Raw genomic sequence first — 24,925 nt, 5'->3', positions numbered from 1 at the left:
GACCATCACAGCTTCTTCAATCCGCACCAGTTGGCGACGAAGAGCGCGATGCTCAGTGTGATCTTGCGGACGCTTTCGAGATCGACGCGCTCATTGAACGCATGCGGCCCGATGCCGTAATGGCCGTAGCACAGCGCCGGAATTCCATAGTCGACGTTGTAGTAGCGCGTATCGGTAACGGCGGTGCCGATCTGCAACTGCATCGGCTCGTTGAAGACCACCTGATGCACCGAGGAGAGCACCTGCTCGGCTTCGCTTCCGGGCTCCAAGACCGACGGATCTGCCTGGAAGCCGCTCCAGATCAGTTCGGCCGGATTGCTCGACAGGAAGCTGTCGGTGGCCTGTGCGTCGGCCAGGCACTTCTCGATGCCACGCATCGCCTCCTGCGGGCTAGTGCCGGGAAGCAGGCCGAGCCGGCAGTCGAACTCGCACCAAGCCGCCGTCGAGCTTGCCCAATCGCCGCCCTTGATGATGCCGACATTGAACTTGATCGGCGATTTGACAGTCTTGAACCACGGATGATCCACGGCCTGTTCGTTAAGCCGCTTGGTGTAGTCCTGGAACGCACGGATCACGTGCATACCGGACAAAATGGCGCTGGTGCCGTTCTCCGAGTAGGCGACATGTGCCGGCGTGCCCCGCACCCGCACCCTGAACCAGATCGCGCCGACCTGCGCGCGCAAGAGCTTGTGGCCGATCGGCTCGGGGATCAGGCAGGCGTCGGCGCGATAGCCGCGCATCAACGTCGACAGCGCGCCGTTGCCGGTGCTTTCTTCCTCGGTGACGGTCTGCACGTGGATGCGGCCCTGCGGCGCGTAGCCCGCGGCCCGGATCGCATCGAGCGCAAAAATCATCGCCGACACGCCGGCCTTCATGTCCTGAGCGCCGCGGCCGTGCATCCAGCCGTCGCGCACCACGCCGTCAAATGGCGGAAAATCCCAGAAATCCGCCGGGCCTTCCGGCACCACGTCGATATGACCCTGGAGGATCAGGCTGCGCCCCTTCCCGCCGCCCTCATAAGTCGCCACGACTTGCCTCGAGCCGGCAAGATCGATCCCGTCCATCGGGGCCGCCTTCGGATGGCTCATCAGATCGACATCGGCGAGACTGAAAGCATCGACCTTGTAGCCGCGCTCGGCCAGGCGCTCGGCCATCCAGGCCTGGAGCGGGGCCTCCTGACCGCGGAGACTGCGGAATTGTACCAGGCGCGCGAGGAAGGCCACCTGGTCGTCAAAGTTGCGATCGACGGCAGCCCGCAATTCTTCCGCAAGACTGTTGGTCTTGGTCAGCTCAGTTTCCAAGGTCGTCTCCTGTTCGCAGGGGGCATTTCAACGAATGCCCATTGTTGGTCTGGTCGATGTTCGCCGGTCGTGGAGCTCAGGCGACGAGGCAGGATTCGAGGATCGAAAGCCCCTCGTCCACGATCTCGTCCGATGCCGTGAGCGGGACCAAGATCCGAATCGTGTTCGCAGTCGTGCCGCAGGAGAGCAGGATCAGGCCGTTCTGGTGCGCGAGCCTCGTGACCTGACTGGTGGCTTCAGCGTCGGGCTCGTTGCTCCCCCGCTGCTTGAGCACATCGAAGGCGATCATCGCGCCCAATCCGCGAGCCCGGGAAATCGGCAGCAGATGGTTGGCCTGCGCGAAGCGATCGATCGCATCGCGCAAGCGCGCACCGATCTCATTGGCGCGCGCGAGAAGGTTCTCCTGTTCGAACACGTCGAGGACCGCAAGCGCCGCCGCGCATGCCAGCGGATGGCCGGCATATGTGCCCCCGAGGCCACCCGGCTCCGCCGCGTCCATGATCGCGGCACGTCCGATCACGCCCGATAGCGGCAAACCACCGGCAAGGCTTTTCGCGACGCAGATAAGGTCCGGCTTGACGTCGTAATGCTCCATCGCGAACATTTTGCCAGTCCGACCGAATCCGGTCTGAACCTCGTCCGCGATCAGCACGATCCCATTCTCGTCGCAGATGCGGCGCAGCCCACGCATCAGTTCGGCAGGAGCCTGGTGGAAGCCGCCTTCGCCTTGCACAGGCTCGATGATGATCGCCGCCACCTGCGATGCATCGATATCGGCCTTGAAAATGAAGCCGATATAGCGCAGCGCGTCGTCGACAGTAACTTCACTGCCACTGATCGGGAATGGCACATGCCACACGCCGGGCAGCGGGGAAACAACGCCCTTCTTGTAAGGGACGACTTTTCCCGTCATCACCGACGCAAAAGCGGTGCGGCCGTGGAAGCCTCCCGTGAACGCGATGACGCCAGTGCGGCCGGTTGCCGCACGAGCGATCTTGACCGCATTCTCGGTGGCCTCGGCGCCGGTTGTCAGCAGTATCGACTTCAGCGGCCCGCTGATCGGCGCCAGCGCATTGAGACGCTCCGCCAGCTCAACATAGGAGTCATAGGGGGCGACCTGAAAACAGGTGTGCGTAAAGCGATCCAACTGATCGCGAACCGCCTTGATCACCAGCGGATGGCGGTGACCGGTGTTGAGAACCGCGATACCACCGGCAAAATCGACGTAACGTCGTCCCTCGACGTCCCAGAGCTCGCTGTTGAGTGCCCGCTCAGCGAAAACCGGTGTGGCATGACCAACACCACGGACCACCGCAGCCTGCCTGCGCGACATCAGTTCGGAGTTTAGCGTCATTACTTACTTCCCCAAGTTGAGGGGACCGTAGTTGGCGCTATCGAACGAACAACCAGTTTTATTATCGCGCTATGGTGACTCACATGCACCAGTCGGACCGATCAGTGCGCTGGCCAGCACATTTTGTAGCCAATTCCGCAGTGCAACAATCGCCGGGTCGCGCCATCGCTCCTTCAAAGCGACCAATTGGTACGTTCCCATGTAGACGGAGGTGGAGAGCAGCTCGACCAATGCACCAGTGCGAAGGTCGTCCTCGACAAGGACGTCATTTGCGATCGCCACGCCCTGCCCAAGCCGCGCCGCCTCGATGGCGAGGTGGGCATGCCAAAGACGCTGGCCGCCGAGCTGCGGCAAATCGACCAATCCGGCCAGCCGAAACCAGCGCTCCCATTGCTCCGTCGATTCCTCGTGGATCAAGGCGATCGACGCCAAGTCCGTCAGGCTCGTGATGGCGGGATGACGCGCCAGATAGCTCGGGCTGGCCACCGGGAAGACCCTCGGCCGGATCAAGGGCTCGGACGCAAGATCGAGATGCGTGGTGATCACATCGGCATAGACGATCTCGGCATCGGCCTCACCGCGCGAGAGATCGGGGTGCGACAAGGTTGGTTGCAGGTTGACTTCCCATCGGTTCGGCGGGCCCGTCAGTTCCGGAAGCCTCTGCAGCAGGCGGCGGTTGGCGATGCCGGGAATACACCAGATGTTAAGCGTGGTTCGCGACGGAGGACGTACCGCAACCGTGGCGCGCGCGATGATGTCGAACGCTTGCGACAACTGCTCATAGAGGAACGAGCCTCGTTCGGTCAGCATGACGCCGCGACCCTGAGCCCGGACAAGCGTGACGCCGAGGCTTTCCTGCAGGTTCTGGATATGACGCGACACGACCGTATGGCTCACCGCCAACTCGTCGCCAGCGGCACGCATGCTGCCGGTGCGGCCAACAGCTTCAAAAGCTCTCAATGCGACGAGGGATGGAACCCGGGGCCTGGTCATAACAGTGTGGGCAATCAGCGCTTCAATCGCCGAGGGTTATGCCCCACCTAAATGTTTTCTTCAATTCGAACAGACACATCGTTGGGTGGCCCGTTCGGTAATGGGTATGAACGGTCGACTCGCTCACTCCTTGTATAGCTGGCGTTAAGCCTATTCGGGCTGCTTCGGCAGGAAGTCGATCATCAGACGTGCTATATCGTCGACCTTCTCGTCTAGCGCGAAGTGACCGGCATCCAACAGATGAATCTCCGCGTCCGGCAGGTCGCGCCTGAACGCCTCGGCGCCCGGTGCAATGAAGGATGGATCATAGCGCCCCCACACGATGAGCGTCGGTGGCTTATGCTCGCGCAGAAATGCCTGCCATGCGGGGTAAGAGGCCACGTTCGTGCGATAGTCGTAAAGCAGGTCCGCCTGGATTTCTCGCTGCCCAGGTCGGGACAGGAACGCATATTCGTCGGTCCATGTATCGGGATTGTAGCGCTCGGGATTGGGGCTGCTGCCGATGTGACGGGCCTTGGCGCCTTCGAGCGACGTGAAAGCGTCGACCTGCTCCGGGTGCGCATCACGATCGGCCCAATATTGCGCAATGCCGCTCCATTTGGCGCCGAGCCCTTCCCTGTAGGCGTTCGCATTCTGGATCACAAGCGCGCGCACCCGCTCGGGATGAGCCACCATGATGCGGTAGCCAACCGGACCGCCATAATCCTGCAGGTACAGGACATAGCGGCTGATCTTGAGCTGCTCGAGCAAGGCGTTCGTGGTCTGAGCAAGATGATCGAACGTGTAAGCGTAGCGCGAGGGCGGCGGAGCCTCGCTCTGGCCGAACCCCGGATAGTCAGGTGCGATCAGGCGATAGCGCGTGGCAAGAAGCGGAAGCAAAGTATCGAACATCCGCGAGGAGGACGGAAAGCCGTGCAACAGCACAATCGTCGGCGCGTCGCTCGGCCCCGCTTCACGATAGAAGATGCCGACGCCATCCACCTGCGTGCGATGATAGGTGATCGTGGCCGAGGTCGACGGCAAGGCTGCGGCCTGGGCGCCATGCCCCATGGCCAGCGCGGCGATGGCCGATAGAGCGGTTGGAAGCTTCATATCCTTACCTCCGGCAATGCGACTGGCCGACTTGCGACCGAAACGCGAAGAGACAAGTCCTTCGAACAGCGACACGCGATGACGTCGGTATCCGCTGAATATCTGTCGCAGGAAGATATAGGCTCGATCTCCATCCTGAAAATTCAAATAATGAGATACGTATCATCTCATTTGACGATATCGGAATCTCTCCGCGAAGCGATGGGCATGGTCAGAGCGAAGCCGATGGAATTTGGCCTGCTCGGCGCCATATTGAGTTGTGTCGCCAGAACGGTCGGAGATCGATAAGCTTTTTCGCCGATCCGATGGATACCGCTGAATTCAGAAAAGACCCGTTCGCACATTTGGGAGAACTGCAGGATGGCTAAAGCGTACGAGATCATCGACCACAATTATGATGTGGTGATCGTCGGTGCCGGAGGCGCCGGATTGCGCGCGGCACTGGGCATGGCATCGTCAGGCCTCAAGACGGCTTGCGTTACAAAGGTCTTTCCGACACGCAGCCACACCGTCGCCGCACAGGGCGGCATGGCGGCATCGCTTGGAAACATGGGTGATGGCGACGATTGGCGCTTTCACATGTACGACACGGTCAAGGGCTCCGACTGGCTCGGTGATCAGGACGCAATCGAATACATGTGCCGCGAAGCCGTGCCCGCGGTGCTGGAACTGGAGCACTATGGGGTGCCCTTCTCGCGCACCGGAGATGGTCGGATCTATCAACGTCCCTTTGGTGGCCAGACCATCGAGTACGGAAAGAAGATGGCCCAGCGCACCTGTGCGGCGGCCGATCGGACAGGCCATGCCATCCTGCACACGCTCTATCAGCAGTGTCTGACGCACGGCACGGAGTTTTTCATCGAATATTTCGCGCTGGACCTCCTGATGGATGATGACGGCGCCTGTCGTGGCCTGCTGGCGTGGAACATGGAAGATGGGACCATCCACCGCTTCAATGCTCACCGCACTGTGCTGGCCACCGGAGGTTACGGCCGCGTCTACTTCTCCTGCACCGCCGCCCACACCTCTACCGGCGACGGCAACGCGATGGCCCTGAGGGCCGGGTTGCCGCTCGAGGACATGGAATTCACACAGTTTCACCCGAGCGGCATCTACGGCTCCGGTTGCCTGATCACGGAAGGGGCGCGCGGCGAAGGCGGCTATCTCACCAATTCCGAAGGCGAGCGCTTCATGGAGCGTTATGCGCCAAGCGCGAAGGATCTTGCCGGGCGCGACGTCGTGTGCCGCGCCATGACGATTGAGATCAACGAAGGGCGTGGCTGCGGTCCGCGCAAGGACTACATCGAACTACACCTGGAGCACCTCGATCCGGAACTCCTGCACACGCGCCTGCCGGGCATCAGCGAGACCGCCAAAATCTTCGCGGGCGTCGACGTCACACGCCAGCCGATTCCGGTGCTGCCCACCGTCCATTACAACATGGGCGGAGTTCCGACCAATCTGCATGGCGAAGCCGTCACGTCTCGCCATGGCGATCCGGAAACGGTCGTCCCAGGACTGATGGCGATCGGGGAGGCGGCTTGTGTTTCCGTGCATGGAGCGAACCGCCTCGGCTCCAATTCGCTTCTCGACATCATCGTGTTTGGACGGGCTGCCGCTCATCGCGTGATCGAGACCCTGCGTCCGCAAGAGGGCCACGCACCGGCGTCCGACGAGGCGACCGATCGTGCCATCGCGCATCTCGATCGCATCAGGTGGGCCAAAGGCAAGGCCGTCGCCGGCGACATCAGGCTGGCCATGCAACAAACCATGCAGCGCCACTGCGCCGTATTCCGCACCGGCGCGCTGCTGGACGACGGTTTGACAAAACTCAACGAGGTGATCGCCACGATGCGGGATGACATTGGCGTGACCGATCACACGATGATCTTCAACACCGATCTGGCCGAAACACTCGAACTGGACAACATGCTTGCGCAGGCCAGCGTCAGCCTTCATTCAGCGATCGGTCGCAAGGAAAGCCGCGGCGCCCATGCGCGGGAAGATTTCCCCAAACGCGATGACGAAAATTGGCTGAAGCACACCCTGTGCTGGCTCGATGATGATGGCCGCGTGCGGCTCGATTACAGACCAGTGCATTTACAGCCGCTCTCAAACGAGGTGCAGTCAATCCCGCCAAGAGAGCGCGTGTATTGATTGAGGGGGACCGCTCAATGCTGGATGTCGCTCAGTTTCAAGAAAACCGGTAGCCGATGTCAGCCAACCTTGCATGAATAACGCTGTCTGCACCGGACAGGACGGCTTCGCCTCATCGCTAACCGCATTGCAGGCAACAACGGTGGTCGCCTGGGCAATCGCCGTCAAGCGTGTCACGCCTGAAGACGATGAGTTGCGCCTGCGATGGTTGCCCCATCCGAACCTCCCGACGCCGGTCAAAGGACCGACACCCGCAGAGATCGCGTTCTGGCTGGCCGCAGTCTCCCCGCCGGAGAAAAGCGCCACGCCCGGCCCTACCGCGCTTCCTCTTGAGCAAAGCGCCGCGCTGCTTGACGTGCAGGAGACGGACCACTTGGCGCGACTCCGGCATCATGAGGACCGGCGCAGCTATCTGGCCGCCCATGCGGGAGCGCGCCTGATCCTTGGACATGCAGTAGGTCGACCGCCGAATGCGCTGCGGTTTGCACCATCGGCGAACGGCAAGCCGGTCCTTCTCGTCGATCCGCAGGAAATCGACTTCAGCCTCAGTCATGCCAGGGGCGCCGTTGCCGTCGCCGCAGCACGCATGCCCATCGGGGTCGACGTCGAACCCCTACGCGAAGTAGATCATCTGGATTCCATCAGCGAGCTGGTGCTGGCCGCCGAAGAACAAGCTGCTCTGCGGAAAGCACCGGAAATATCCCGGTCCCGATTGTTTCTCCGCTATTGGACCCTCAAGGAGGCATTGCTGAAAGCGGCCGGACTAGGTTTCGCAGTTCCGCCAAATGAGGTCATCGTCGATGCAGGACCAAGCCCAACGGTCCTCGCAGTACCTCCTGCGCTTGGATCTGTCGCGCAATGGCACCTCCTCGCCTCTGCTGATTTCTGACGGAAGCGCCGACAAAAAAACCGCCGTGGACGAAAATCCACAGCGGTAGCTGCTGGAGGCCAGCGCGGAAAGAGCGTCTCGTCTTCAAACAGCGCACGCTGGAAATCAGTTGCTCGACGGGTAAATCTTTCCCGGATTCATGATTCCTCTCGGGTCCAGCGCCGTCTTTACCGCCTTCATGAGCGTCACCCCCTCACCGTGCTCCGTTTCCATGTGCGCGATCTTGTGCAGCCCTACGCCGTGTTCGCCTGAGCATGTGCCTCCCATCGCAATGGCTCGGCGCGCGGTGCGAAAGGCGAGCGCCTCGGCGCGCTCAGTCTCTTGCGCGTCCTTCGGATCGAACAGGATTCCGAGATGGAAATTGCCATCACCGACATGGCCGACGATCGGCGCCGTCAGGCCAGATGCGACAATGTCCGCCTTGGTCTCCAGCAGGCAGGCCGGCAGCGCCGAAATCGGCACGCAGGCATCGGTACCCATATTGGCCTTACCGGGCTCAAGCGCCATCACGGCTTGATAGGAATTGTGGCGCGCCTTCCACAACCGCGTCCGGTCTTCCGGCCGCTCGGCGAATTGAAACGCGCCGCCGCCGTGATCCGCTGTTATCGCCTGCATCATCTCCACTTCCTCGCGCACTCCGTTCGGCGTGCCGTGAAACTCGAGAAAGAGCGTCGCCGTCTCCACATAATCCAGCTTCGAATAGCGGATTGCGGCGCGCATCTGCACCTCGTCGAGCAGTTCAATGCGCGCCATCTTCAGATTGGACTGCAGCGCCGTCACGACAGCGGCGACAGCACCTTCAAGCGAGGCAAACTGGCAGACGGCCGCAATGATGGTCTCCGGCTGCCCGTAAAGCTTGAGCTGGATTTCGGTGATGACGCCGAGCGTTCCTTCGCTGCCGACATAGAGATGGGTGAGATCAAGGCCGGCAGATGACTTCCGGGCGCGGCTACCGGTGCGGACGATGCGGCCATCGGGCGTGACGACGGTGAGGCCGAGAATGTTCTCACGCATCGTGCCATAGCGCACCGCATTGGTGCCGGAGGCTCGTGTGGCGGCCATGCCGCCGATCGAGGCGTTGGCGCCTGGATCGACCGGAAAGAACAGGCCGGTGTCGCGAACATGCGCGTTCAGCGCTTCGCGCGTCACGCCCGCCTGGACCCGGCAGTCGAGCGAGTCCGGTGTGACCTCAAGGATTTTGTCAAAGCGCGTCATGTCGAGCGACACGCCGCCGGCAAGGGCTGCGAGCTGGCCCTCAAGCGAGGACCCCGCGCCGAATGGCGTGACCGGTACGCGGTGTTCGTTGCACAGCGCCAGAACGAAGGCGACCTCCTCGTTGGTCTCGGGAAAGACCACGAGGTCTGGCACACCGACTGCCGGCAGACCCTCGCCGTGGCTATGCTGGTCGAGCACGGCCTGCGAGACGGTGACCCGCGCGCCCAGACGTTCGGCGAGCCGCGCGCGCACAGCGGCGATGACTTCGGTTGTTGGGCGCGGCAGGGTGTGGGCGTTCATGTCGGCCTCCATTGGTGACCCTGCTTCCATCTGCACCACGGCGATCCGCCTTTCAAGCCGCGACGGCGCCGGCTCTCGTGAGCACCAGATCCAGCCCGATGGCTTATTCGGCGGCCTCGCCGTGGCCGAGATAGGCGCCCATCAGGCGGGGATCGCGCGCGACTTCGGCGGCGCTGCCCTCGGCGACGATGCGTCCCGAGCTCAGCACATAACCGCGATGCGCGACCGCGAGCGCCATGCGGGCATTCTGCTCAACCAGCAGGATCGCGGTCCCCTGCCGATTGATTTCCACGAGCTTGCCGAACACCTGCTCGACCAACAGCGGAGCCAGTCCGAGCGACGGCTCGTCGAGCAGCAAGAGGCGCGGACGGCTCATCAATGCGCGGGCAATAGCGAGCATCTGCTGCTCCCCACCTGAGAGCGAGAAGGCCAGCGACGCCGACAGGCGCTTGAGGTTGGGGAAGAGTTCGAGCATTTCATCGATCAATCCCGCCAGTTCGCCGTGCGGCCGCCCGTAGGCGCCGATCTTGAGGTTCTCGATCACGGTCAATCCGCCGAACAGCCGCCGGCGCTCGGGAACGAGCGCCAGTCCCATTCCGACCAGACGCTCGGTCGGCTCCCCGATCAGCTCCTGACCTGTGAAGCGCACCGAGCCCGACGCCTGCGCCAGACGCGCAATCGCCTTCAGCGTGGAGGATTTGCCTGCCCCGTTGTTGCCGAGCAGCGCCACGAACTCGCCGACACCGACCTTCAGCGACACCTGCCGCACCGCCTCGATGTCACCATAGCGGACCACGAGATCGGAGACCTCGAGCAGCGGCGCGCCAGTGCCTTCGCTTGCGCGGCCGACCCGTTCATGGAGCTCCTCCTCGCGGTCGGCACGGCCGAGATAAGCCTCGATAACGGCGTCGTTGCGCTGGATCTCGGCCGGCGCGCCCTCCGCCAGCACCTTGCCGAAATTGAGCACGGTGATCCGGTCGGCGAGCGTCATCACCACTTCCATCTCGTGCTCGATCAAGAGGATCGTCATCCCGCGTGCATGCATCTGGCGGATCACCTCGATCAGGCGTGCGGTCTCGGCGTGGTTGAGACCGCCATGCGGCTCGTCAAGCAGCACGAGGCGCGGCTCCAGCGCTAGCGCCTTGGCGATTTCGAGCAGACGCCGCTGCCCCTGCGGCAACGAGGCGGCATTCGCGTCGGCAACATCAGCAAGTCCGACGAACGCAATGATCTCGTCGACCCGGCGCGCGTTCTCCTGGTCGAAGCGCCACGGATGAGCCCTGCCGTGTCGCGCGGCAAGGACGTTCTGACGCACAGTCATCGAGCCGAACAGGCGAGTATTCTGGAATGTGCGTGCCAGCCCCATTGCCGCGAGCTGGTGCAGCGGCTTCGACGTGACGATGGCGCTTTCGAAGCGCACCTCGCCTCCGGTCGGCGTATAGATGCCGCTGATGATGTTGAACAGCGTGGTCTTGCCCGAGCCGTTGGGGCCAATCACAGCATGGATCGTGCCCTGCGCGACGGTGAGCGATACGTCTTCGAGCGCCGTCAGGCCGCCGAAACGTTTGGTGACGCCGGAGAGTTCAAGCAGCGCGTTCATGATGCGTCACGTCCGATCGTGCATAGGATTTTTCGCGCCGGCGAAGACTGTGGAAGGCGGAGAGAACCAGTCCGGAGAGACCGGCAGGGAAGAAGGTGATCACGAGGATGACCATGACGCCGAACACGGCAAATTAGTATTCCTGCATGAAGCGCAACAGCTCCGGTACGAAGGTGTAGAGGATGGCCCCGAGCACGGCGCCAAGGGGGCTGCCGAGGCCGCCGACCACCGCCATGGCGAGGTAGGAGAAGGTCGACTGCCACGAGAAGACGTCGGGGCTGATATAGCCGCGCAGCAGCACGTAGCAGATGCCGGCAAGACCGCCATAGGCGGCCGAGATCACGAACAGCATGATCTTGAGCCGCGAGATGTCGACGCCGATGGCCTGCGCGGCCAGCGCATCGTCGCGTAGCGCGCGGATGCGCAGACCCAGCGGACCGTTGGCGATCCAGACCTGAAGCAGATAGGCACAAGCGACGATCGTGAGCAACACCCACAGCATCTTGTCGTTCTCGCCGGCGAGCCCGATGCCCGGGATCGCGGTGATGCCGTTGGCGCCGTTGGTGAGGCCCTCCCAGCTCACCAGCAGCCGCTCGACGATCAGCGCGAAAGCCAGCGTGCACAGGGCGAGGTAATGCCCCTTCAGCCGCAATGTCGGCCAGCCCAGCGCCATCCCCACCGCGGCGGAGATTGCGATCGCGCCGATCGCGGCGACCGGCACCGGCATGCCTGCGGCCTGAAGCAGCGTGAATCCATACGCCCCGATGCCGAAGAATGCGCATTGTGCGAGCGACATCTGGCCACCGAAGCCGAGAATGAAATTGAGCCCGAGGACCAGGAGGATGTTGATCAATGTCACGTCTGCGACCTGCAGATAGTACACCGACAGGAATTGCGGCAGGACGAGGCCGCACAGGATCGCCGCGCCGATCACCAGAAGGGCGAGCGTACGCATCGTCAGCGTGTTTCCGTCGGCGGTCATTTATGGACGCTCCAGTTCGAGTTCACCGAAAATGCCCTGCGGGCGGAACATTAGAACTGCGATCAAGACGCCGAACGCGATCACGTCGATATATTCCGACGAAATGTAGAAGGAGCCCGCCGACTCGATGACGCCGAAGCGCCGAATAGAGCTTCTTCCAGTTCTGCACCCGCTCGTCGGGATTGTCCTTGACGAACTCGCCGATCGCCATGCATCCGTCGGCGCCCTCTCCGGCGAGGCCGAGGAAAATCGGCTGCGAGAATGCCGTGTTGCCGGCGATGCCGAATTTGACGCCGAGGGTCTTGCTCTGCTTGGCAATGAGCCCGGCCGGTTGATCGTCAGTCCAGACGATGATGCCGTCGACACCAGCCTGCTGGAAGGCCAGGATCTGTGAGGTGTAATCTTTGGTCGCGTCGGTGTGGGCCTGCACCAGCGCAGGCTCGACGCCGCGCTTGGTCAAGGAGGCCTTGACCACGCCCATGCCGGATTGCCCAAAGGCCGTGTTGACGTAGCCAAGTCCGATCTTCTTCCATTGCAGATCTTCGGTGACGTATTTGACCAGAAGGTCCGCGCCGATCGCATCATTCAGGCGGACGCGAAACACCCAGGGGCTGCCTTGCTGGGTGACGACCGGACCGGTTGCGCCCGTCAGGCACGGGATCTTGTATTTCGCGAGCAACGGCAGGTTCGGCAGGATACCCGGCGTGTAGTGCGGACCCACCAGTGCCACGACTTCGTCCTGGGTCGGGAGCTTGGTGACGGCATTGGCCGCCGCAGTGGGGTTCGGCCCGAGATCGTCGGCGATGCGCACTTCGATCATGCGCCCCTTGATGCCGCCCTTGTCATTGACCTGCTTCACCGCAATCGCGACGCCGTTCTTCATCCACTGGCCGTTCTGGGCGAACTGACCCGTCATCGGTCCGGAAATGCCGATGCGGATGGGATCGGCGGCATGTGCACGGCCGAAGATCGCCGGCATTGCGAGCGGCGCGGCGGCGATGCCCTTGATCAGACTGCGTCGAGAGAAGTGCAAGGTAGAGACCATGGCAGTTTCCTCACTTGGTTTTGCGATGCCGCCTCGTCTCGAGCGGCTGGTTTTGCGAGCAGGATCGGCTCAGTTGTCCGAGCGGAGCGGACGGAGGCCGAAGACACAGGCGGCCGAGAGCAGCGCCATCGCGACCATGTAGCCGGCCACCCAATAGGCCGAGCCGTACTCGGCAAGCAGCGCGGTTGCGATCAGCGGCGAGAGGCCGCCGCCGAGGATCGGGCCGAGCTGCTGCACGAGCGAGAGGCCGCTGTAGCGAATGCGCGCCGGAAACAGCTCCGAGAAGTAGGCGCCCTGCGCGCCGTAGACCGAGCCATGACCAAGCGCGAGACCGAGTGCGATCGCGAGCCAGATCATGCCGGTGTGCCCGGTGTTCAGCATCTGGAAGAAGACGAGCGCGAGCACGGCCTGGAAGATCATGCCGCCTAAATAGACCGCGCGACGACCAATCCGGTCCGACAGCGCCCCGAACATCGGCAGCGTCAGGCATTCGAGCGCACAGCCGACGAGCACGCCGTTCAGGATCGTCTGGCTCGGCAGTCCGAGCTTGGTCTTGCAGTAGGTGATCGCGAACACGGCGTAGATGTTGAACAGCCCGCTTTCGGCGACCTTGGCACCGATGCCGAACAGGATGTTGCCCTTGTGATTGCAGACCGCTTCGACCACCGGCACGCTGGCAGCCCCCTCCTCGCTCAGCACGCGCTTGAACGCCGGCGTCTCCGAGATCTTGAAGCGGATGAAGAGCCCGATCCCGACGAGGACGATCGAAAACAGGAACGGGATCCGCCAGCCCCAGGCGAGGAAGTCAGGCTCGCTCATGGAGGTCGACAGGATTCCCAAAAGCGCGATCGGAATCAGGAATCCGGCGGGCACGCCGATGTGGACGAGTGAGCTGAAGAAACCGCGCCGGTCGGCCGGCGCGTGCTCGACCGTCATCACCATGCCGCCGCCATATTCGCCGCCGATGCCAATTCCCTGCAACAGCCGCAGCCCGATGAGACAGATCGGCGCCAACACACCGACCTGCTCATAGGTCGGCATGAGTCCGATGAGGAAAGTCCCAAGTCCCATGATCAGGATAGTGATGAGCAGCGCCGTTTTTCGGCCGACGCGGTCCCCGAAATGGCCGAACAGCACGCCGCCGAGCGGCCTTGCACAATAGCCCACGAAGAACGTCGCGAAAGCGAGCAGCGATCCGACCAAGGGATCGGAACTCGGGAAGAAGATCTTGTTGAAGACGAGCGCGGTTGCGGTCGCGTAGAGCGTGAAGTCGTAATACTCGATCATGTTGCCGATGGCGCTCGCCACAGCAACCTTCCGGATGTCGCTGGACTCCCGACCCTTGATCGAAGCGGTCGCTTGGTCTGCCACCCGGCTGGACCCGCTCGACCTAACCATTCCGCTCATGACGTCGTCCTCCGGCTTCGGCAGGAAGACATCCCCTGCCCGGACTTTTGTCCGTATTGCGGACAACATGAGCAGTGACTTATTCCGCATGTCAAGTGGATTCTCGGCCGCGCCGCTAATCTCCTCTTAAATTTGCCGCGAACAACTCGATATGTTGCCGACCACGCTTGACGTGATGCGCGCATTTGTCATACAAAATGTCCACATTCCGGACAATAAAGGAGGATAACGTGCCAGCGAAGATTACCGGGATCATCCCGCCCCTCACCACGCCGTTCGATCAGAACGGCGACATCGACGAAAAGGCCTTCCGTCGCCAAGTGAAGTTTTTGCTCGATAAGGGCGTGCATGGCATCTGCGTTGGCGGCAGCACAGGTGAGGGTCACACGCTTACCGCCGACGAATTCCGGCGTTTGATCGAGGCCTGCGCAGAGGAGCTGAACGGCAAGGTGCCGCTCGTCGCCGGCATCATCGCCAACTCGACCCGCGAAGCGATTGCCCGCGCCCGCGCCATCGAATCGGTCGACGTCGCCGCGCTCCAAATCACGCCGGTGCACTATCTTTTCAAGCCAGACGAGGATGCGACGGTCGGCCACTTCAAGACGCTGTCCGAGTCGGTCAAGCAGCCCGTCATCATTTACAACGTCGTGCCCTGGAACTACCTGAGCCCCGCGCTGCTGCTGCGGATCATGAACGAGCTGCCCGGCGTGATCGGCGTCAAGCAGAGCGCCGGCGACCTGAAGCTGATGGCCGATCTTTTGCTCGACGTGCCCGCGGGCAAGGTCGTGCTGACGGCGGTCGATGCGCTGCTCTATCCGTCCTTCGCGCTCGGCGCGCATGGCACGATCGCCGCGAACCCGGCCGCAGTGCCCGGCGCCTGCGTGGCACTGTGGAACGCGGTCGAGCGCGGTGACCACGCGACCGCGATCGAGATCCACAAGCGCCTGTTGCGGTTCTGGAACACGATCGTCGGCGACAATCTCCCGGCCTGCGTGAAGCATGCCCTCACCCTCCAGGGATCGCCGAGCGGTCTTCCGCGGCAGCCGATGCCGGCTCCGACCAGCCGGCAGAAGGACGCGATCGCGGCTGCCCTCAAGCCCCTGCTCGAGGTGGAAGGCAGCACGAGGCTGGTCGCAGCCGAGTGAGCACACGACAAAGGGCGCGGCATTGCCGCCGCGCCCGATTCCGTCTAAGTCGGACTTGGTTCGCGTCCTGGATATTGCGTGGTGACGCCACCCGAAAGGTCCGACATGACTAGCGTCGACAGCGGTCGACAGAGCGTGAAGTCGCTCTTCAAGATGCTCGAGGTCCTGGAGGCCTTCTCCTCGACCGACCCCGAGCTGAGCGTTGTCGAGATCGCGCGACGCACCGGCCTACCGCGCACCACCGTTCATCGTATCGTCGATAGCCTGCGCAGCGTCGGGTTCCTGGAACAGGATGCGAGCCGCGATCGCTACCGGCTTGGCATAAAACTGTTCGAGCTCGGCGGCAGCGCACTCATGAACCTGCCGCTGTATCGCGAGGCGCCGCCCTTCGTCGATACGCTTGCCAAGCTCAGTGGCGAGGATGTGCATCTTTGCGTCTTCGACGGCGCGCAGATGGTCTTCGTCAATCGCCGCAGCCAAATTGCTGCACGCCCGCACAACACCGTCATCACGATGGAAGCCTCGCCTTGTCACTCGACAGGCGTGGGTAAGGCGGCGCTCGCCTTCCAGAGCGACGCCGTGATCGACCGGGTCATCCGCGCCGGCCTGCCTCGCTTCACGCCGAACACAATCGTTGAGCCCAAGCGGCTAAAGGCCGAACTGGCCGCGATCAGGTCCCGCGGCTATTCGGTGGACGATTGCGAGCATGAGCCGGAGCTGCGCTGCGTCGGCGCACCGATCCGCAACAGTGCGGGCCGCGTCTTCGCGGCAATTAGCGTGAGTGGTCCGAGCCGGCGCGTTACGGCCGAATGGGTGCCAGAGCTCGCCCGGACCGTGATGACGCACGCCGAGCTCCTGTCGATCCGCCTGGGCTACCAGCCTGACTCGCACAGCCGAGCCGCCGACGCTGCGCCGGAACGCAACGCCCCCAAACGTCGTCAACGGACCACGGCAGGAACCGCACAAGGCGAACGTGGCGCCTGATCGAAGGGCTTCACCTTCCATCTTCGCCAGTCCGGGGCGCCGCGCGCAGCTAAGAGGTGATTAGCCCAGACGGTCGCCTCAACTGCCCCGTCGAATCTGCAAGACTCGCGAGGTAATGCGCGGCATCAGTAATATCGGCGACGATCTCGCGTTCGGCGCCATCGGCGTCACCCGCCATGATAGCCTTCAGCGCCGCGGTGTGATGATCCCAGCCCTTCAGCAGGACGACATATTCGGGGATCACGTAGGACAGCACCGGCCCGCAGCGCAGCCACATGTTCTCGATGGTCTCGACGAGCAGCGGGACCCCCGACATCGCGTAAATGCCGAAATGAAACTTGCGGTGATGCTCGAGGTAGCTCTCGAGCTTGCGCGCAGCGATCAGCGACTGCATCGTCGAGAGCCGCTCTTGCAGCTTTCGCAGGGCGGCCTCGTCATGCCGCCGCAGGGCCGCCTCCCGCGCTGCGCGGCCTTCCAGCGCGCAACGCACCACCGTCAGGTCCGAAAGCTCGCGGCGGGACAGGTGCGGCACGATCGCGGAGTTGCGCGGCCCCTGCTGCAGCACGCCTTGCGCTACGAGACGGGTGACGGCGTCGCGCACCGGCGTGATTGACGTCCCGAAACTTTCGGCCAGCGAGCGCAAGGTCAAGACCGTGCCGGGCTCGAACCGCCCGGCCAGCAGCGCATCCCGCAACTGCGCGTGCGCGAGATCCCACAGCGGTTCACGCTCGATTCGTTTCAATGCCGTCATACAACGCTCGGTATCGCGGCGCGCGACATCGCGCAAATCCCTCCTCCGGTCGGCCGTCTTGACCTACCGACGATGTTTGTTATAACAAACAACAAAACGGGAGGAAATACCACGATGAGAAAAATTGCCGCGATCACCCTGGCGTGCCTGATTTCGATGCTCCAGGCGCCCGCCAGCTACGGTCAGTCGGACTATCCCCAGCGGGACATCACTTTCATCGTGCCGTGGAACGCGGGCGGCTCGAACGACGTCGCGGCCCGGGCGCTCGATCCGATCCTGCGCGAACATGGGATCAAGATCGTCATCGAGAACGTCGTCGGCGCGACCGGCGTGATCGGGATGCGCCGGGTCGCGAGCGCCGCGCCGGACGGCTACACGCTGGGCATGGGGACCAGCTCGACGTTGGCGCTGATGGCCCAGGGCAAGGTGCCGCTGACGAATGCGCAGTTCACTCACATCGCACGCGTCTCGACCGATCCGTTGATGCTCCTGGTCTCGACCAAGGCCGAGCAGAAATCGCTCGACGACTTCATCAAGTACATGAAGGGCAATCCCGACAAGGTCACGATCGGCACCCCCGGTAACTACAATCTGAACCACATCTTCGCCTTGATGACCGCGCGCGCGGCGGGCGTGAACTTCGTCAACGTGCCCTACACCGGCGGATCGAAAGTGGTGGCCGACCTGCTCGGTCAGCACGTCGATTCCGGCGTGTTGAAGCCGTCGGAAACACTTGGCCAGATCCAGGAAGGCCTGCTGAAGCCGATCGGCATCTTCGCCAATGAGCGGCTGGAGATGTTTCCGGACGTACCGACCTTCAAGGAAAAGGGCTACGACGTCTTTCCCTACGGCCCCGTCGTCCAGATGGCTTACGTCGTTGGTCCGGCAAACCTCCCTGACGATGTCCGCACCAAGCTGGTCACCGCGTTTCGCGCCGCCATTCAGGACCCGCGCTTCAAGGAATTCGCCAAGAAGAACGTGTTCCTCGTCGACGACCTGACCGGCGATGCGCTGACCAAGGAAGTCGACAACGTCGCAGCCACGCTCGGCACTGTGGCGTCACAGGTCTTTCCGAAGGAATAGGCTGATACGGCGGAATCGCTGCTCTTAATCCCAACCACTCTCCAACCAAGGTTCACGCGCTTGTCCATCAAGAAGATCACCTGTCACGTCGTCGCAGCTCCGGTGCAACGTCCCTTCACCTCCTCGCGCGGCTGGCTCTACAAGACACGCGGCACCTGCCTGGTCGAGATCGAGACCGCTGACGGCATCGTCGGCTGGGGCGAGTGCTACGGCCCGTCAGCGGTCGCGAAAGCCTTCATCGAGACCCAGCTTGCCCCGCGCGTGATCGGCCACGATCCCTTCGACGTCGAGGTGATCTGGGAAGACCTCTACAACCGGATCAAGGATTACGGTCCGAAGGGCATGTCGATCGCAGCCATCAGCGGCATCGACATCGCACTCTGGGACATTATCGGCAAAGCCTGCAACAAGCCGGTGCACAAGCTCATCGGCGGCGCCTTCCGCACCGAGGTCGATGCCTACGCCACCGGGCTCTATTTCACCGACATGGACCGGCTGGTCGAGGAAGCGGTCGAGGAAGCGACGGGCTACGTTGAGGCCGGTTTCAAGGCGATCAAAATGAAGATCGGGCTTGGTTCGATCAAGCGTGACTTCGAGCGCGTGAAAGCCGTACGCGAGGCGATCGGCCCCGGCATCAAGCTGATGGTCGACGCCAATCATTGCTTCACTGTGCCCGCTGCGATCCGTCTCGGCCGCAAGCTCGAAGAGCTCGACATCGAGTGGTTCGAGGAGCCGATCTCGCCGGAAGACATCGACGGCTATGTGGAGGTCTCGCGCGCGCTCGACATGGCGGTCGCCGGCGGCGAGAACGAGTTCACCCGATGGGGCTTCCGCGACGCCATCGTGCGCAAGGCGATGGACATCGTGCAGCCCGATGTCTGCGCGGCGGGCGGCATTACCGAATGCAAGAAGATCGCGACGCTTGCCACGACGCATGGCGTGGAATGCGTCCCCCACGCCTGGGGGTCCGCGGTCGGCCTTGCCGCCACCATCCACTTCCTGGCGTCGATCCCGAACCAGCCGCCGAGCCTGTTTCCGATGCCGCCGATGCTGGAATTCGAGCAGGAGGAAAACCCGTTTCGCGATCACCTGGCGGTCGAACCGATCGTCCAGGTCAAGGGCAAGGTCGCGGTGCCGACCGGCGCCGGACTTGGCATCGAGATCGATCGCGGCGTGATCGATCGCTACCGGGTGGCGTGAACCGATGGTCCGCTCATGAAATTCGTCACCTTCAGCGAGCAAGGCTTTTCGCGCGCCGGCGTGCTGCTGGACAACGGCAGCGAAACCATCGTCGACCTTGCGCATCCGGCGATGGGCGAAGCCCTCGGCGGCGCGGCACCGCAGGTGCAAGCCCTGATCGAAGCCGGCCTGCCCAAAGTCGTGGAACGCATTCGCGTGCACGGCTTCGCTGCGGCAGCGCGGCTTTCGCGCGAGGCGGTCACGCTGATGGCGCCCCTGCCGGCGCCGCGGCGCATCTTCGGAATCGCGCATAACTACCGCGACGCGCTGGCTGAACGCGGCATGGCGCCGCCCGAGAAACCGGTGCTGTTCATGAAGGCACCGCAAACGATCATTCGGCCGGAACAGCCCATCGTGCTGCCTGCAACGATCGGCGGGGTCACCTACGAGGCGGAACTCGCGGCCGTGATCGGCACGCGCGCCGAGAACGTCAGCAAGGAGCGTGCGCTCGATCACGTCGTCGCCTATGGCTGCTTCAACGATGTCAGCGCAAGCGAGATCATCAAGGCCGACGGCCATTTCGACCGCGGCAAGAACTACCCGACCTTCGGTCCGTTCGGACCTTACCTCGCCTCCCGCGATGAGGTACCAGATCCGCACGCGCTCACCGTGACGCTGAAAGTCGACGGCCGCATGCTGCAGTCCGGTTCGACGGCGAACATGCTGTTCGATGTCGCCGACCTCGTTTCCTATCTGTCGCGACAACAGGCCCTCGAACCCGGCGACATCATCGCCACCGGCACGCCGGCCGGCGTGGCCGGGCTGCACAAGCCGCCGGCGTGGCTCAGGCCTGGTTCGACCGTCGAGGTCGAGGTTCAAGGCCTCGGCCGCCTGCAAAATCCAATCATCGAGGGGCCTGCGCCAGATGCCTGAGAAACCCGTCGTCCTCCTGACCAACGCCATGCACCCTGATGGCGAGGCGATTCTCACCCCGCACGTTCGGTTGATCGTCGCGCCGGACACCAGGCCGGAGACACTGCGCCAATGGGCAGCGGATGCCGACGGCATCATCGTGCGCGCGAAACTGCCCGACGACATCGTCGATCATGCACCACGCCTGAAGGGTATCGTCCGTCACGGCGTCGGTCTCGACTTCATCCCGGTCGCCGCCGCCACGGCACGCGGTATCGCGGTTGCGAACCTGCCCGGAAGCAACACTAACGCCGTCGCCGAATATGTCATGTCGGCCTTGATGCATCTGCGCCGGCCGTTGCAGCGCGTGGACACGCTGATGCGCGCCGAAGGCTGGGCGACCAGCCGCGCGATGGCAGACGGCCTCACCGAGTTGAGCGGAACGACGCTCGGCATCCTCGGCGTCGGAACGATCGGGCGCCGCGTCGCCTCCATCGCGAGCAACGGTTTTGGAATGACTGTGCTCGGCACGTCGCGCCGGAAGGGATCGCTGCCGCCTGATGTCGAGGAAGTCACGCTCGTGGAGCTGTTCGCGCGGAGCAACGCCGTGGTGGTCTGTTGCGCACTGACAGACGAGACGCGCAGGCTCGTCAGCCATGATCTGCTGGCGCACATGCGGCCCCAATCCGTCCTGGTGAACGTCTCGCGCGGCGCCGTGGTCGACACGCCCGCCATCATCTACGCGTTGCGGTCAGGCAAGCTCGCCGGTGCCGCGCTCGATGTATTCGATGTCCAGCCGCTGCCGCCCGACGACGCATTGTTCGATTGTCCCAACCTGCTGCTGACGCCGCATATCGCGGGGATCACCGCCACCAGCGGCCGTGCGATGGCGGTTGGCTCGGCCGAAGAAATGCTCCGAATCCTGCGCGGCAAGCAGCCGCTCAATCTCGTCAATCCCGAACACAAAGCGGTCTGAGGTCTTAAAATGCGTATCACATCGATCAAGGCGGTCCCGATCTCCTATCCCGTACCGCAGGGCCAGAACGTCAGGTTGGGCATCGGCCGCGCGGTGAAGCGCGACGCGGTGCTGGTCAAAGTCACGACGGATGAAGGCCTCGTTGGTTGGGGCGAAGCCCATCACGGCCGCTGCCCCGGCGCCATCGCCAAGCTGATCGACACCACGATCTCCGAATTGGTCGTCGGCATGGATGCGATGAACGTGGTCGGCGTCTGGCAGCGCGTCTACCAGATGCAGTTGGCGAGCCATGGCATGGGCTACGCCGCCGCGATGGCGCTCAGCGGCCTCGATCTCGCGCTGTGGGATATCCGCGCCAAGGCGGCGGGCTGGCCATTGTACCGGCTGCTCGGCGGCGCCTCAAAGCCGATCAAGGCCTATGCCGGCGGCATCTCGCTCGGATGGCAGGCGCCGGAGTCGCTGGCCCAGGAGGCGCTGGGCTACGTCGCGCAGGGCTATCGGGCGATCAAGCTTCGGGTCGGCGACAATCCGCGCGACGACGTCGCCCGCGCCACGGCGGTGCGCAAGGCGGTCGGAGACACCATTGAAATTCTGGTCGATGCCAACACCGGCTACACGGTCGACGACGTACGTCGCGTGATGCCGGCCTATGACGAGCTGGAGATCGGATGGCTCGAGGAGCCGTTCCCGGCGCAGGATTATCGTTCGTACCGGACCGCCGCCTCGCTCGGCTCGACGCCGCTGGCGGCCGGCGAAAACCACTTTACGCGCTTCGAATTCACTCGCCTGATCGAGGATGGCGCCGTCAGCTTTGTGCAGCCGGACCTGTCCAAGACCGGCGGCGTCACCGAGGCGATGCGGATCGCCGGGATGGCCTATGCGTGGAAGCTGTCCTTCAACCCGCACACCTCCGCGACCGGCATCAACATGGCGGCAACCATCAACGTGCTCGCGGCGGTCGATGCCCCCGGCTATTTCGAGGGCGACGTCGCCAAGCACAATCCGTTCCGCGACGAGGTCGGCGGCGTCCCGTACAAGCTCGACGCCGAGGGTTGCGTCAAACCATCTGAAACGCCTGGCCTCGGGGTCGAGATCAACGAGGCTTTCATCAACGCACATCCACTGATCGAGGGCCCCTGCTATGTCTGAACCGCTGCAGGCTGAAGTCAAATCGCGCGCAACGCGTCTTGCTTACTTCGCCTGCGGCGCGTTCCTTCTTCTGTTGACGGGCGCGGCCTCCGCGCAGACCCCGGCCGCGCCCGCAGCGGCCGATCCGGACACCTACCCCAGCCACACGATCCGCTACATCGTTCCCTATCCACCGGGCGGGTTCAATGACACGCTGGGACGGATCGTGTCGCAAAAACTCCAGGAGGCCTGGGGCGTTCCCGTGGTCGTCGAGAACCGGCCGGGCGGCGGCACGCTGATCGGGACCGACGCTGTCGCCAAATCCCCGCCCGACGGATACACCCTGCTCGGCGTGGCGTTTCCGTTCGGCTCTAACCCGAGCATTTACAAGAGCCTTCCATACGACACCGTCAAGGATTTCACGCCGCTGATCTTTGCGGGTCAGACGCAGAATCTTCTCGTCGTAAGACCTGCCATGCCGATCCATTCGGTCAAGGATTTCCTCGACTATGCCCGAAACAATCCCGGCAAGGTCTCTTACGGGTCCACGGGCATCGGTTCGTCGAACCATCTCTCGATGGAGTTGTTCAAGAGCATGACCGGGATCGATATCGTGCACGTCCCTTACAAGGGAAGCGCACCGATGGTGAACGATCTGCTCGGCGACCATATCGACGCGGCCTTCGACAATACGCCGAACGTGCTGCCCCAGGTCAATGCCGGCAAGTTGCGCGCGCTCGGCGTCAGCAGCACGGCACGCTCGACGCTCGCGGAAGGCGTTCCGACGGTTACGGAAGCAGGTGTTCCCGGCTACGAGGTCACGGTCTGGTTCGGCATCGTCGGCCCCGCCGGAATGAAGCCGGAGATCGTCCGCAAGCTGAATTCAGAACTGAATGCGATCCTCAGGATGGATGACGTCAAGCGCCGCTTCCAGGATCAGGGCGTCGATCCCGTCGGCGGCTCCCCTTCGCAATTCGCTGATCACATTCGCAGCGAGATCCAGAAATGGGCGAAGGTCGTCAAGGACGCCAATATCCAGCCGGAGTGAACTTTCGTTGGACGTCACTGTGTCACTGCGCTTCGCCCGAATGGTTTGTTCTCGGCGATGAACCTTGCCGCCAGCACCAGGGCGCCCATCGAAAACTCCTTTCCATGGGCGGCGATCATTCGCTCGGAAAGTTCCGCCAGCTCCTTGAAGAATTGATCTTTGCTGTCGGCTTCATTTGGCGATCGGGTAGCTGTCATGATTTCCCTCCTGATGATCGCGGCATGACTCTGCACCTGCAGCCGGATCAAGCTGTTTGAACCGGGTCCGGCTATTTGAAAATGTGGGGCGGAAACGTCACGATCGCCGCCTCCCCGCCGCTTGTTCCAAATGCAAGATGCTGACCATCGCGGGACCATTGCAAGGTGTGTACGGGGCCTCGACCGGGCGGTTTGACGATGAGTTCGTCGGCGTCTCCGATCCTGGCGACAACGACCATGCCGTCGCCGTAACCCGCTGCCACCAGGTGACGCTCCGGGTGCATATCCACCGCCTCGACGAGGACGAATCTGGCGCGGGCGGTCGCGAGGTTGGTCGGCTGTTCGCTGGCATCGCTGAGGCTGGAAACGTCCCACGCAATCACCCGATAGCCCCCGCTCGTAACCAGGACGCGGGAGTCTGCACTCCACGAAAGAGACGCAACGCTGGCAGGATAGCCGGGAATCCGAACGATCCGCGCATCGGAAAGGCGCACCAACACGATGCCCGTTTTTGCGACCGATATGGCCAGCCAGCTTCCGTCGGGACTCCATGACAAGGTTGAGATGGAGCCAAAATCGAATGAAGCCGCCGGCTCGGGTCGTGGCCCGAAGGCACGAACAAGCAGACAGCCGTCGACCCCCATCGCAAAGCGCCGACTATCCGATGATACGGCGATTGCCGATGCATTTCCTCCCGCACGCTCTTGCAGCCAGCCGACGTCGCCATTGGAATCATAGGATATGACCGACCCGCCAGAAGCAGCCAGAATGCCGCCAGCCTGCACTGGGGTGACGAGATCGATAGGGGAACCATGGTTTGCGGCTAACTGCGTGATGCCGGATGTCGACACGCCGACCAATCGGCTGTGATCACTCGCGATAAAGCCGGAAGCTCCGATCGGGGCAAGATGAAACGGAGCATCGCTGATTGCGACTTTCATCAACGGCGGCACCGGTTTTCGTCGCGGTGAAATCGTTGTTCGGCCCTCGTCGAGTGCGATACGACAGCGATCCTGCGGCGGCTCGATATCAGTCAGGGGAGCTATCGCCAGCGCCCCATCGGCGAGGGCGAACGCAACTATCTGTCCCGCCAGGTCGAACGCCACACTGGTAACGGGCGCGCCTAAAGTCCAGTGCCGGCCAAGCAATTCATAGAGCGTTACGGTCTCTGCTTCCATCGTATCCAT

The 24,925-nt window shown here is 63.0% G+C and carries 22 protein-coding genes; 10 read left to right on the top strand and 12 right to left on the bottom strand.

Annotated features, from left to right (window positions below):
- Positions 1 to 5 precede the first annotated feature (5 nt).
- The 4 genes from ACZXDY_RS03725 to ACZXDY_RS03710 all read right to left on the bottom strand — a co-directional run bounded on the left by ACZXDY_RS03725 (position 6) and on the right by ACZXDY_RS03710 (position 4,740).
- Positions 6 to 1,301: an ArgE/DapE family deacylase gene (locus ACZXDY_RS03725; protein WP_464344543.1), complete on the bottom strand. Its 1,296-nt coding sequence runs from the start codon at positions 1,299 to 1,301 to the stop codon at positions 6 to 8.
- Positions 1,302 to 1,377: 76 nt separating this feature from the next.
- Positions 1,378 to 2,655, bottom strand: a complete 1,278-nt coding sequence (gabT, locus tag ACZXDY_RS03720; RefSeq protein WP_464344542.1) for a 4-aminobutyrate--2-oxoglutarate transaminase — start codon at positions 2,653 to 2,655, stop codon at positions 1,378 to 1,380.
- A gap of 69 nt (positions 2,656 to 2,724) precedes the next feature.
- Entirely contained in the window at positions 2,725 to 3,648 is a 924-nt protein-coding gene (locus tag ACZXDY_RS03715) for a LysR substrate-binding domain-containing protein (protein WP_130224168.1), read from the bottom strand.
- 150 nt (positions 3,649 to 3,798) lie between these two features.
- Positions 3,799 to 4,740 (bottom strand): alpha/beta fold hydrolase, encoded by a 942-nt coding sequence (locus ACZXDY_RS03710; protein ID WP_464344541.1) that lies wholly within the window; start codon positions 4,738 to 4,740, stop codon positions 3,799 to 3,801.
- 360 nt (positions 4,741 to 5,100) lie between these two features.
- Between ACZXDY_RS03710 and sdhA the strand changes: the two genes are divergently transcribed.
- Positions 5,101 to 6,897, top strand: coding sequence for a succinate dehydrogenase flavoprotein subunit (sdhA, locus tag ACZXDY_RS03705; protein WP_464344540.1), 1,797 nt, complete (start codon positions 5,101 to 5,103; stop codon positions 6,895 to 6,897).
- 73 nt (positions 6,898 to 6,970) lie between these two features.
- Positions 6,971 to 7,786, top strand: a complete 816-nt coding sequence (locus ACZXDY_RS03700; RefSeq protein WP_464344539.1) for a 4'-phosphopantetheinyl transferase family protein — start codon at positions 6,971 to 6,973, stop codon at positions 7,784 to 7,786.
- Between the two features lie 105 nt (positions 7,787 to 7,891).
- On the opposite strand, the gene ACZXDY_RS03695 is transcribed toward ACZXDY_RS03700, so the two are convergent.
- The 5 genes from ACZXDY_RS03695 to ACZXDY_RS03675 form a co-directional block, all read right to left on the bottom strand.
- Positions 7,892 to 9,301 (bottom strand): FAD-binding oxidoreductase, encoded by a 1,410-nt coding sequence (locus ACZXDY_RS03695; RefSeq protein ID WP_464344538.1) that lies wholly within the window; start codon positions 9,299 to 9,301, stop codon positions 7,892 to 7,894.
- 103 nt (positions 9,302 to 9,404) lie between these two features.
- Entirely contained in the window at positions 9,405 to 10,901 is a 1,497-nt protein-coding gene (locus ACZXDY_RS03690) for an ATP-binding cassette domain-containing protein (RefSeq protein ID WP_464344537.1), read from the bottom strand.
- 133 nt (positions 10,902 to 11,034) lie between these two features.
- Positions 11,035 to 11,883 (bottom strand): branched-chain amino acid ABC transporter permease, encoded by an 849-nt coding sequence (locus ACZXDY_RS03685; protein ID WP_464344536.1) that lies wholly within the window; start codon positions 11,881 to 11,883, stop codon positions 11,035 to 11,037.
- Between the two features lie 22 nt (positions 11,884 to 11,905).
- The gene (locus tag ACZXDY_RS03680) at positions 11,906 to 12,928 is read right to left on the bottom strand and encodes an ABC transporter substrate-binding protein (RefSeq protein WP_464344535.1); all 1,023 of its coding nucleotides are present in this window, start codon (positions 12,926 to 12,928) and stop codon (positions 11,906 to 11,908) included.
- 69 nt (positions 12,929 to 12,997) lie between these two features.
- Positions 12,998 to 14,335: an MFS transporter gene (locus ACZXDY_RS03675; protein ID WP_464344534.1), complete on the bottom strand. Its 1,338-nt coding sequence runs from the start codon at positions 14,333 to 14,335 to the stop codon at positions 12,998 to 13,000.
- Positions 14,336 to 14,565: 230 nt separating this feature from the next.
- Here ACZXDY_RS03675 and ACZXDY_RS03670 point away from each other — a divergent pair, with 230 nt between their 5' ends.
- Positions 14,566 to 15,480, top strand: a complete 915-nt coding sequence (locus tag ACZXDY_RS03670; RefSeq protein WP_464344533.1) for a dihydrodipicolinate synthase family protein — start codon at positions 14,566 to 14,568, stop codon at positions 15,478 to 15,480.
- A gap of 105 nt (positions 15,481 to 15,585) precedes the next feature.
- Positions 15,586 to 16,464, top strand: coding sequence for an IclR family transcriptional regulator (locus tag ACZXDY_RS03665; protein WP_464344532.1), 879 nt, complete (start codon positions 15,586 to 15,588; stop codon positions 16,462 to 16,464).
- A gap of 49 nt (positions 16,465 to 16,513) precedes the next feature.
- Here the strand turns inward: ACZXDY_RS03665 and ACZXDY_RS03660 are convergent, their stop codons facing one another.
- Positions 16,514 to 17,251, bottom strand: coding sequence for a GntR family transcriptional regulator (locus ACZXDY_RS03660; protein WP_464344531.1), 738 nt, complete (start codon positions 17,249 to 17,251; stop codon positions 16,514 to 16,516).
- A 78-nt stretch (positions 17,252 to 17,329) separates the two neighbouring features.
- Between ACZXDY_RS03660 and ACZXDY_RS03655 the strand changes: the two genes are divergently transcribed.
- Genes ACZXDY_RS03655 through ACZXDY_RS03630 form a run of 6 tightly spaced genes read left to right on the top strand, consistent with a single transcriptional unit; the run spans position 17,330 to position 23,541 of the window.
- Entirely contained in the window at positions 17,330 to 18,298 is a 969-nt protein-coding gene (locus ACZXDY_RS03655) for a Bug family tripartite tricarboxylate transporter substrate binding protein (protein WP_464344530.1), read from the top strand.
- Between the two features lie 60 nt (positions 18,299 to 18,358).
- Positions 18,359 to 19,498, top strand: coding sequence for a mandelate racemase/muconate lactonizing enzyme family protein (locus ACZXDY_RS03650; protein ID WP_464344529.1), 1,140 nt, complete (start codon positions 18,359 to 18,361; stop codon positions 19,496 to 19,498).
- A gap of 15 nt (positions 19,499 to 19,513) precedes the next feature.
- Entirely contained in the window at positions 19,514 to 20,410 is an 897-nt protein-coding gene (locus ACZXDY_RS03645; protein ID WP_464344528.1) for a fumarylacetoacetate hydrolase family protein, read from the top strand.
- On the top strand, positions 20,403 to 21,365 hold the full coding sequence (locus tag ACZXDY_RS03640) for a hydroxyacid dehydrogenase (RefSeq protein ID WP_464344527.1): 963 nt from the start codon (positions 20,403 to 20,405) through the stop codon (positions 21,363 to 21,365). Before ACZXDY_RS03645 ends, ACZXDY_RS03640 begins: the two co-directional genes overlap by 8 nt.
- Before the next feature lie 9 nt (positions 21,366 to 21,374).
- Complete coding sequence (locus ACZXDY_RS03635) at positions 21,375 to 22,514, top strand: mandelate racemase/muconate lactonizing enzyme family protein (protein ID WP_208819610.1); 1,140 nt, start codon at positions 21,375 to 21,377, stop codon at positions 22,512 to 22,514.
- The gene (locus tag ACZXDY_RS03630; RefSeq protein WP_464344526.1) at positions 22,507 to 23,541 is read left to right on the top strand and encodes a Bug family tripartite tricarboxylate transporter substrate binding protein; all 1,035 of its coding nucleotides are present in this window, start codon (positions 22,507 to 22,509) and stop codon (positions 23,539 to 23,541) included. The genes ACZXDY_RS03635 and ACZXDY_RS03630 overlap by 8 nt, the downstream gene beginning before the upstream one ends.
- Positions 23,542 to 23,555: 14 nt before the next feature.
- Here ACZXDY_RS03630 and ACZXDY_RS03625 read toward each other — a convergent pair whose 3' ends face one another.
- Positions 23,556 to 23,789, bottom strand: coding sequence for a hypothetical protein (locus ACZXDY_RS03625; RefSeq protein ID WP_464344525.1), 234 nt, complete (start codon positions 23,787 to 23,789; stop codon positions 23,556 to 23,558).
- Between the two features lie 20 nt (positions 23,790 to 23,809).
- Entirely contained in the window at positions 23,810 to 24,925 is a 1,116-nt protein-coding gene (locus tag ACZXDY_RS03620) for a WD40 repeat domain-containing protein (RefSeq protein WP_464344524.1), read from the bottom strand.

Source organism: Bradyrhizobium sp. LeoB3, from assembly GCF_055456055.1.
The sequence above is the reverse complement of the archived record's forward strand: the minus strand, read 5'-3'. Positions and strand labels throughout refer to the sequence as shown.

Coding starts and splice junctions, on each gene's coding strand:
- ACZXDY_RS03675 (WP_464344534.1), bottom strand. CDS start 14,335: ATGAGCGGAATGGTTAGGTCGAGCGGGTCCAGCCGGGTGGCAGACCAA.
- sdhA (WP_464344540.1), top strand. CDS start 5,101: ATGGCTAAAGCGTACGAGATCATCGACCACAATTATGATGTGGTGATC.
- ACZXDY_RS03635 (WP_208819610.1), top strand. CDS start 21,375: ATGCGTATCACATCGATCAAGGCGGTCCCGATCTCCTATCCCGTACCG.
- ACZXDY_RS03715 (WP_130224168.1), bottom strand. CDS start 3,648: ATGACCAGGCCCCGGGTTCCATCCCTCGTCGCATTGAGAGCTTTTGAA.
- ACZXDY_RS03710 (WP_464344541.1), bottom strand. CDS start 4,740: ATGAAGCTTCCAACCGCTCTATCGGCCATCGCCGCGCTGGCCATGGGG.
- ACZXDY_RS03645 (WP_464344528.1), top strand. CDS start 19,514: ATGAAATTCGTCACCTTCAGCGAGCAAGGCTTTTCGCGCGCCGGCGTG.
- ACZXDY_RS03700 (WP_464344539.1), top strand. CDS start 6,971: ATGAATAACGCTGTCTGCACCGGACAGGACGGCTTCGCCTCATCGCTA.
- gabT (WP_464344542.1), bottom strand. CDS start 2,655: ATGACGCTAAACTCCGAACTGATGTCGCGCAGGCAGGCTGCGGTGGTC.
- ACZXDY_RS03640 (WP_464344527.1), top strand. CDS start 20,403: ATGCCTGAGAAACCCGTCGTCCTCCTGACCAACGCCATGCACCCTGAT.
- ACZXDY_RS03665 (WP_464344532.1), top strand. CDS start 15,586: ATGACTAGCGTCGACAGCGGTCGACAGAGCGTGAAGTCGCTCTTCAAG.
- ACZXDY_RS03620 (WP_464344524.1), bottom strand. CDS start 24,925: ATGGATACGATGGAAGCAGAGACCGTAACGCTCTATGAATTGCTTGGC.
- ACZXDY_RS03695 (WP_464344538.1), bottom strand. CDS start 9,301: ATGAACGCCCACACCCTGCCGCGCCCAACAACCGAAGTCATCGCCGCT.
- ACZXDY_RS03680 (WP_464344535.1), bottom strand. CDS start 12,928: ATGGTCTCTACCTTGCACTTCTCTCGACGCAGTCTGATCAAGGGCATC.
- ACZXDY_RS03630 (WP_464344526.1), top strand. CDS start 22,507: ATGTCTGAACCGCTGCAGGCTGAAGTCAAATCGCGCGCAACGCGTCTT.
- ACZXDY_RS03685 (WP_464344536.1), bottom strand. CDS start 11,883: ATGACCGCCGACGGAAACACGCTGACGATGCGTACGCTCGCCCTTCTG.
- ACZXDY_RS03655 (WP_464344530.1), top strand. CDS start 17,330: ATGAGAAAAATTGCCGCGATCACCCTGGCGTGCCTGATTTCGATGCTC.
- ACZXDY_RS03690 (WP_464344537.1), bottom strand. CDS start 10,901: ATGAACGCGCTGCTTGAACTCTCCGGCGTCACCAAACGTTTCGGCGGC.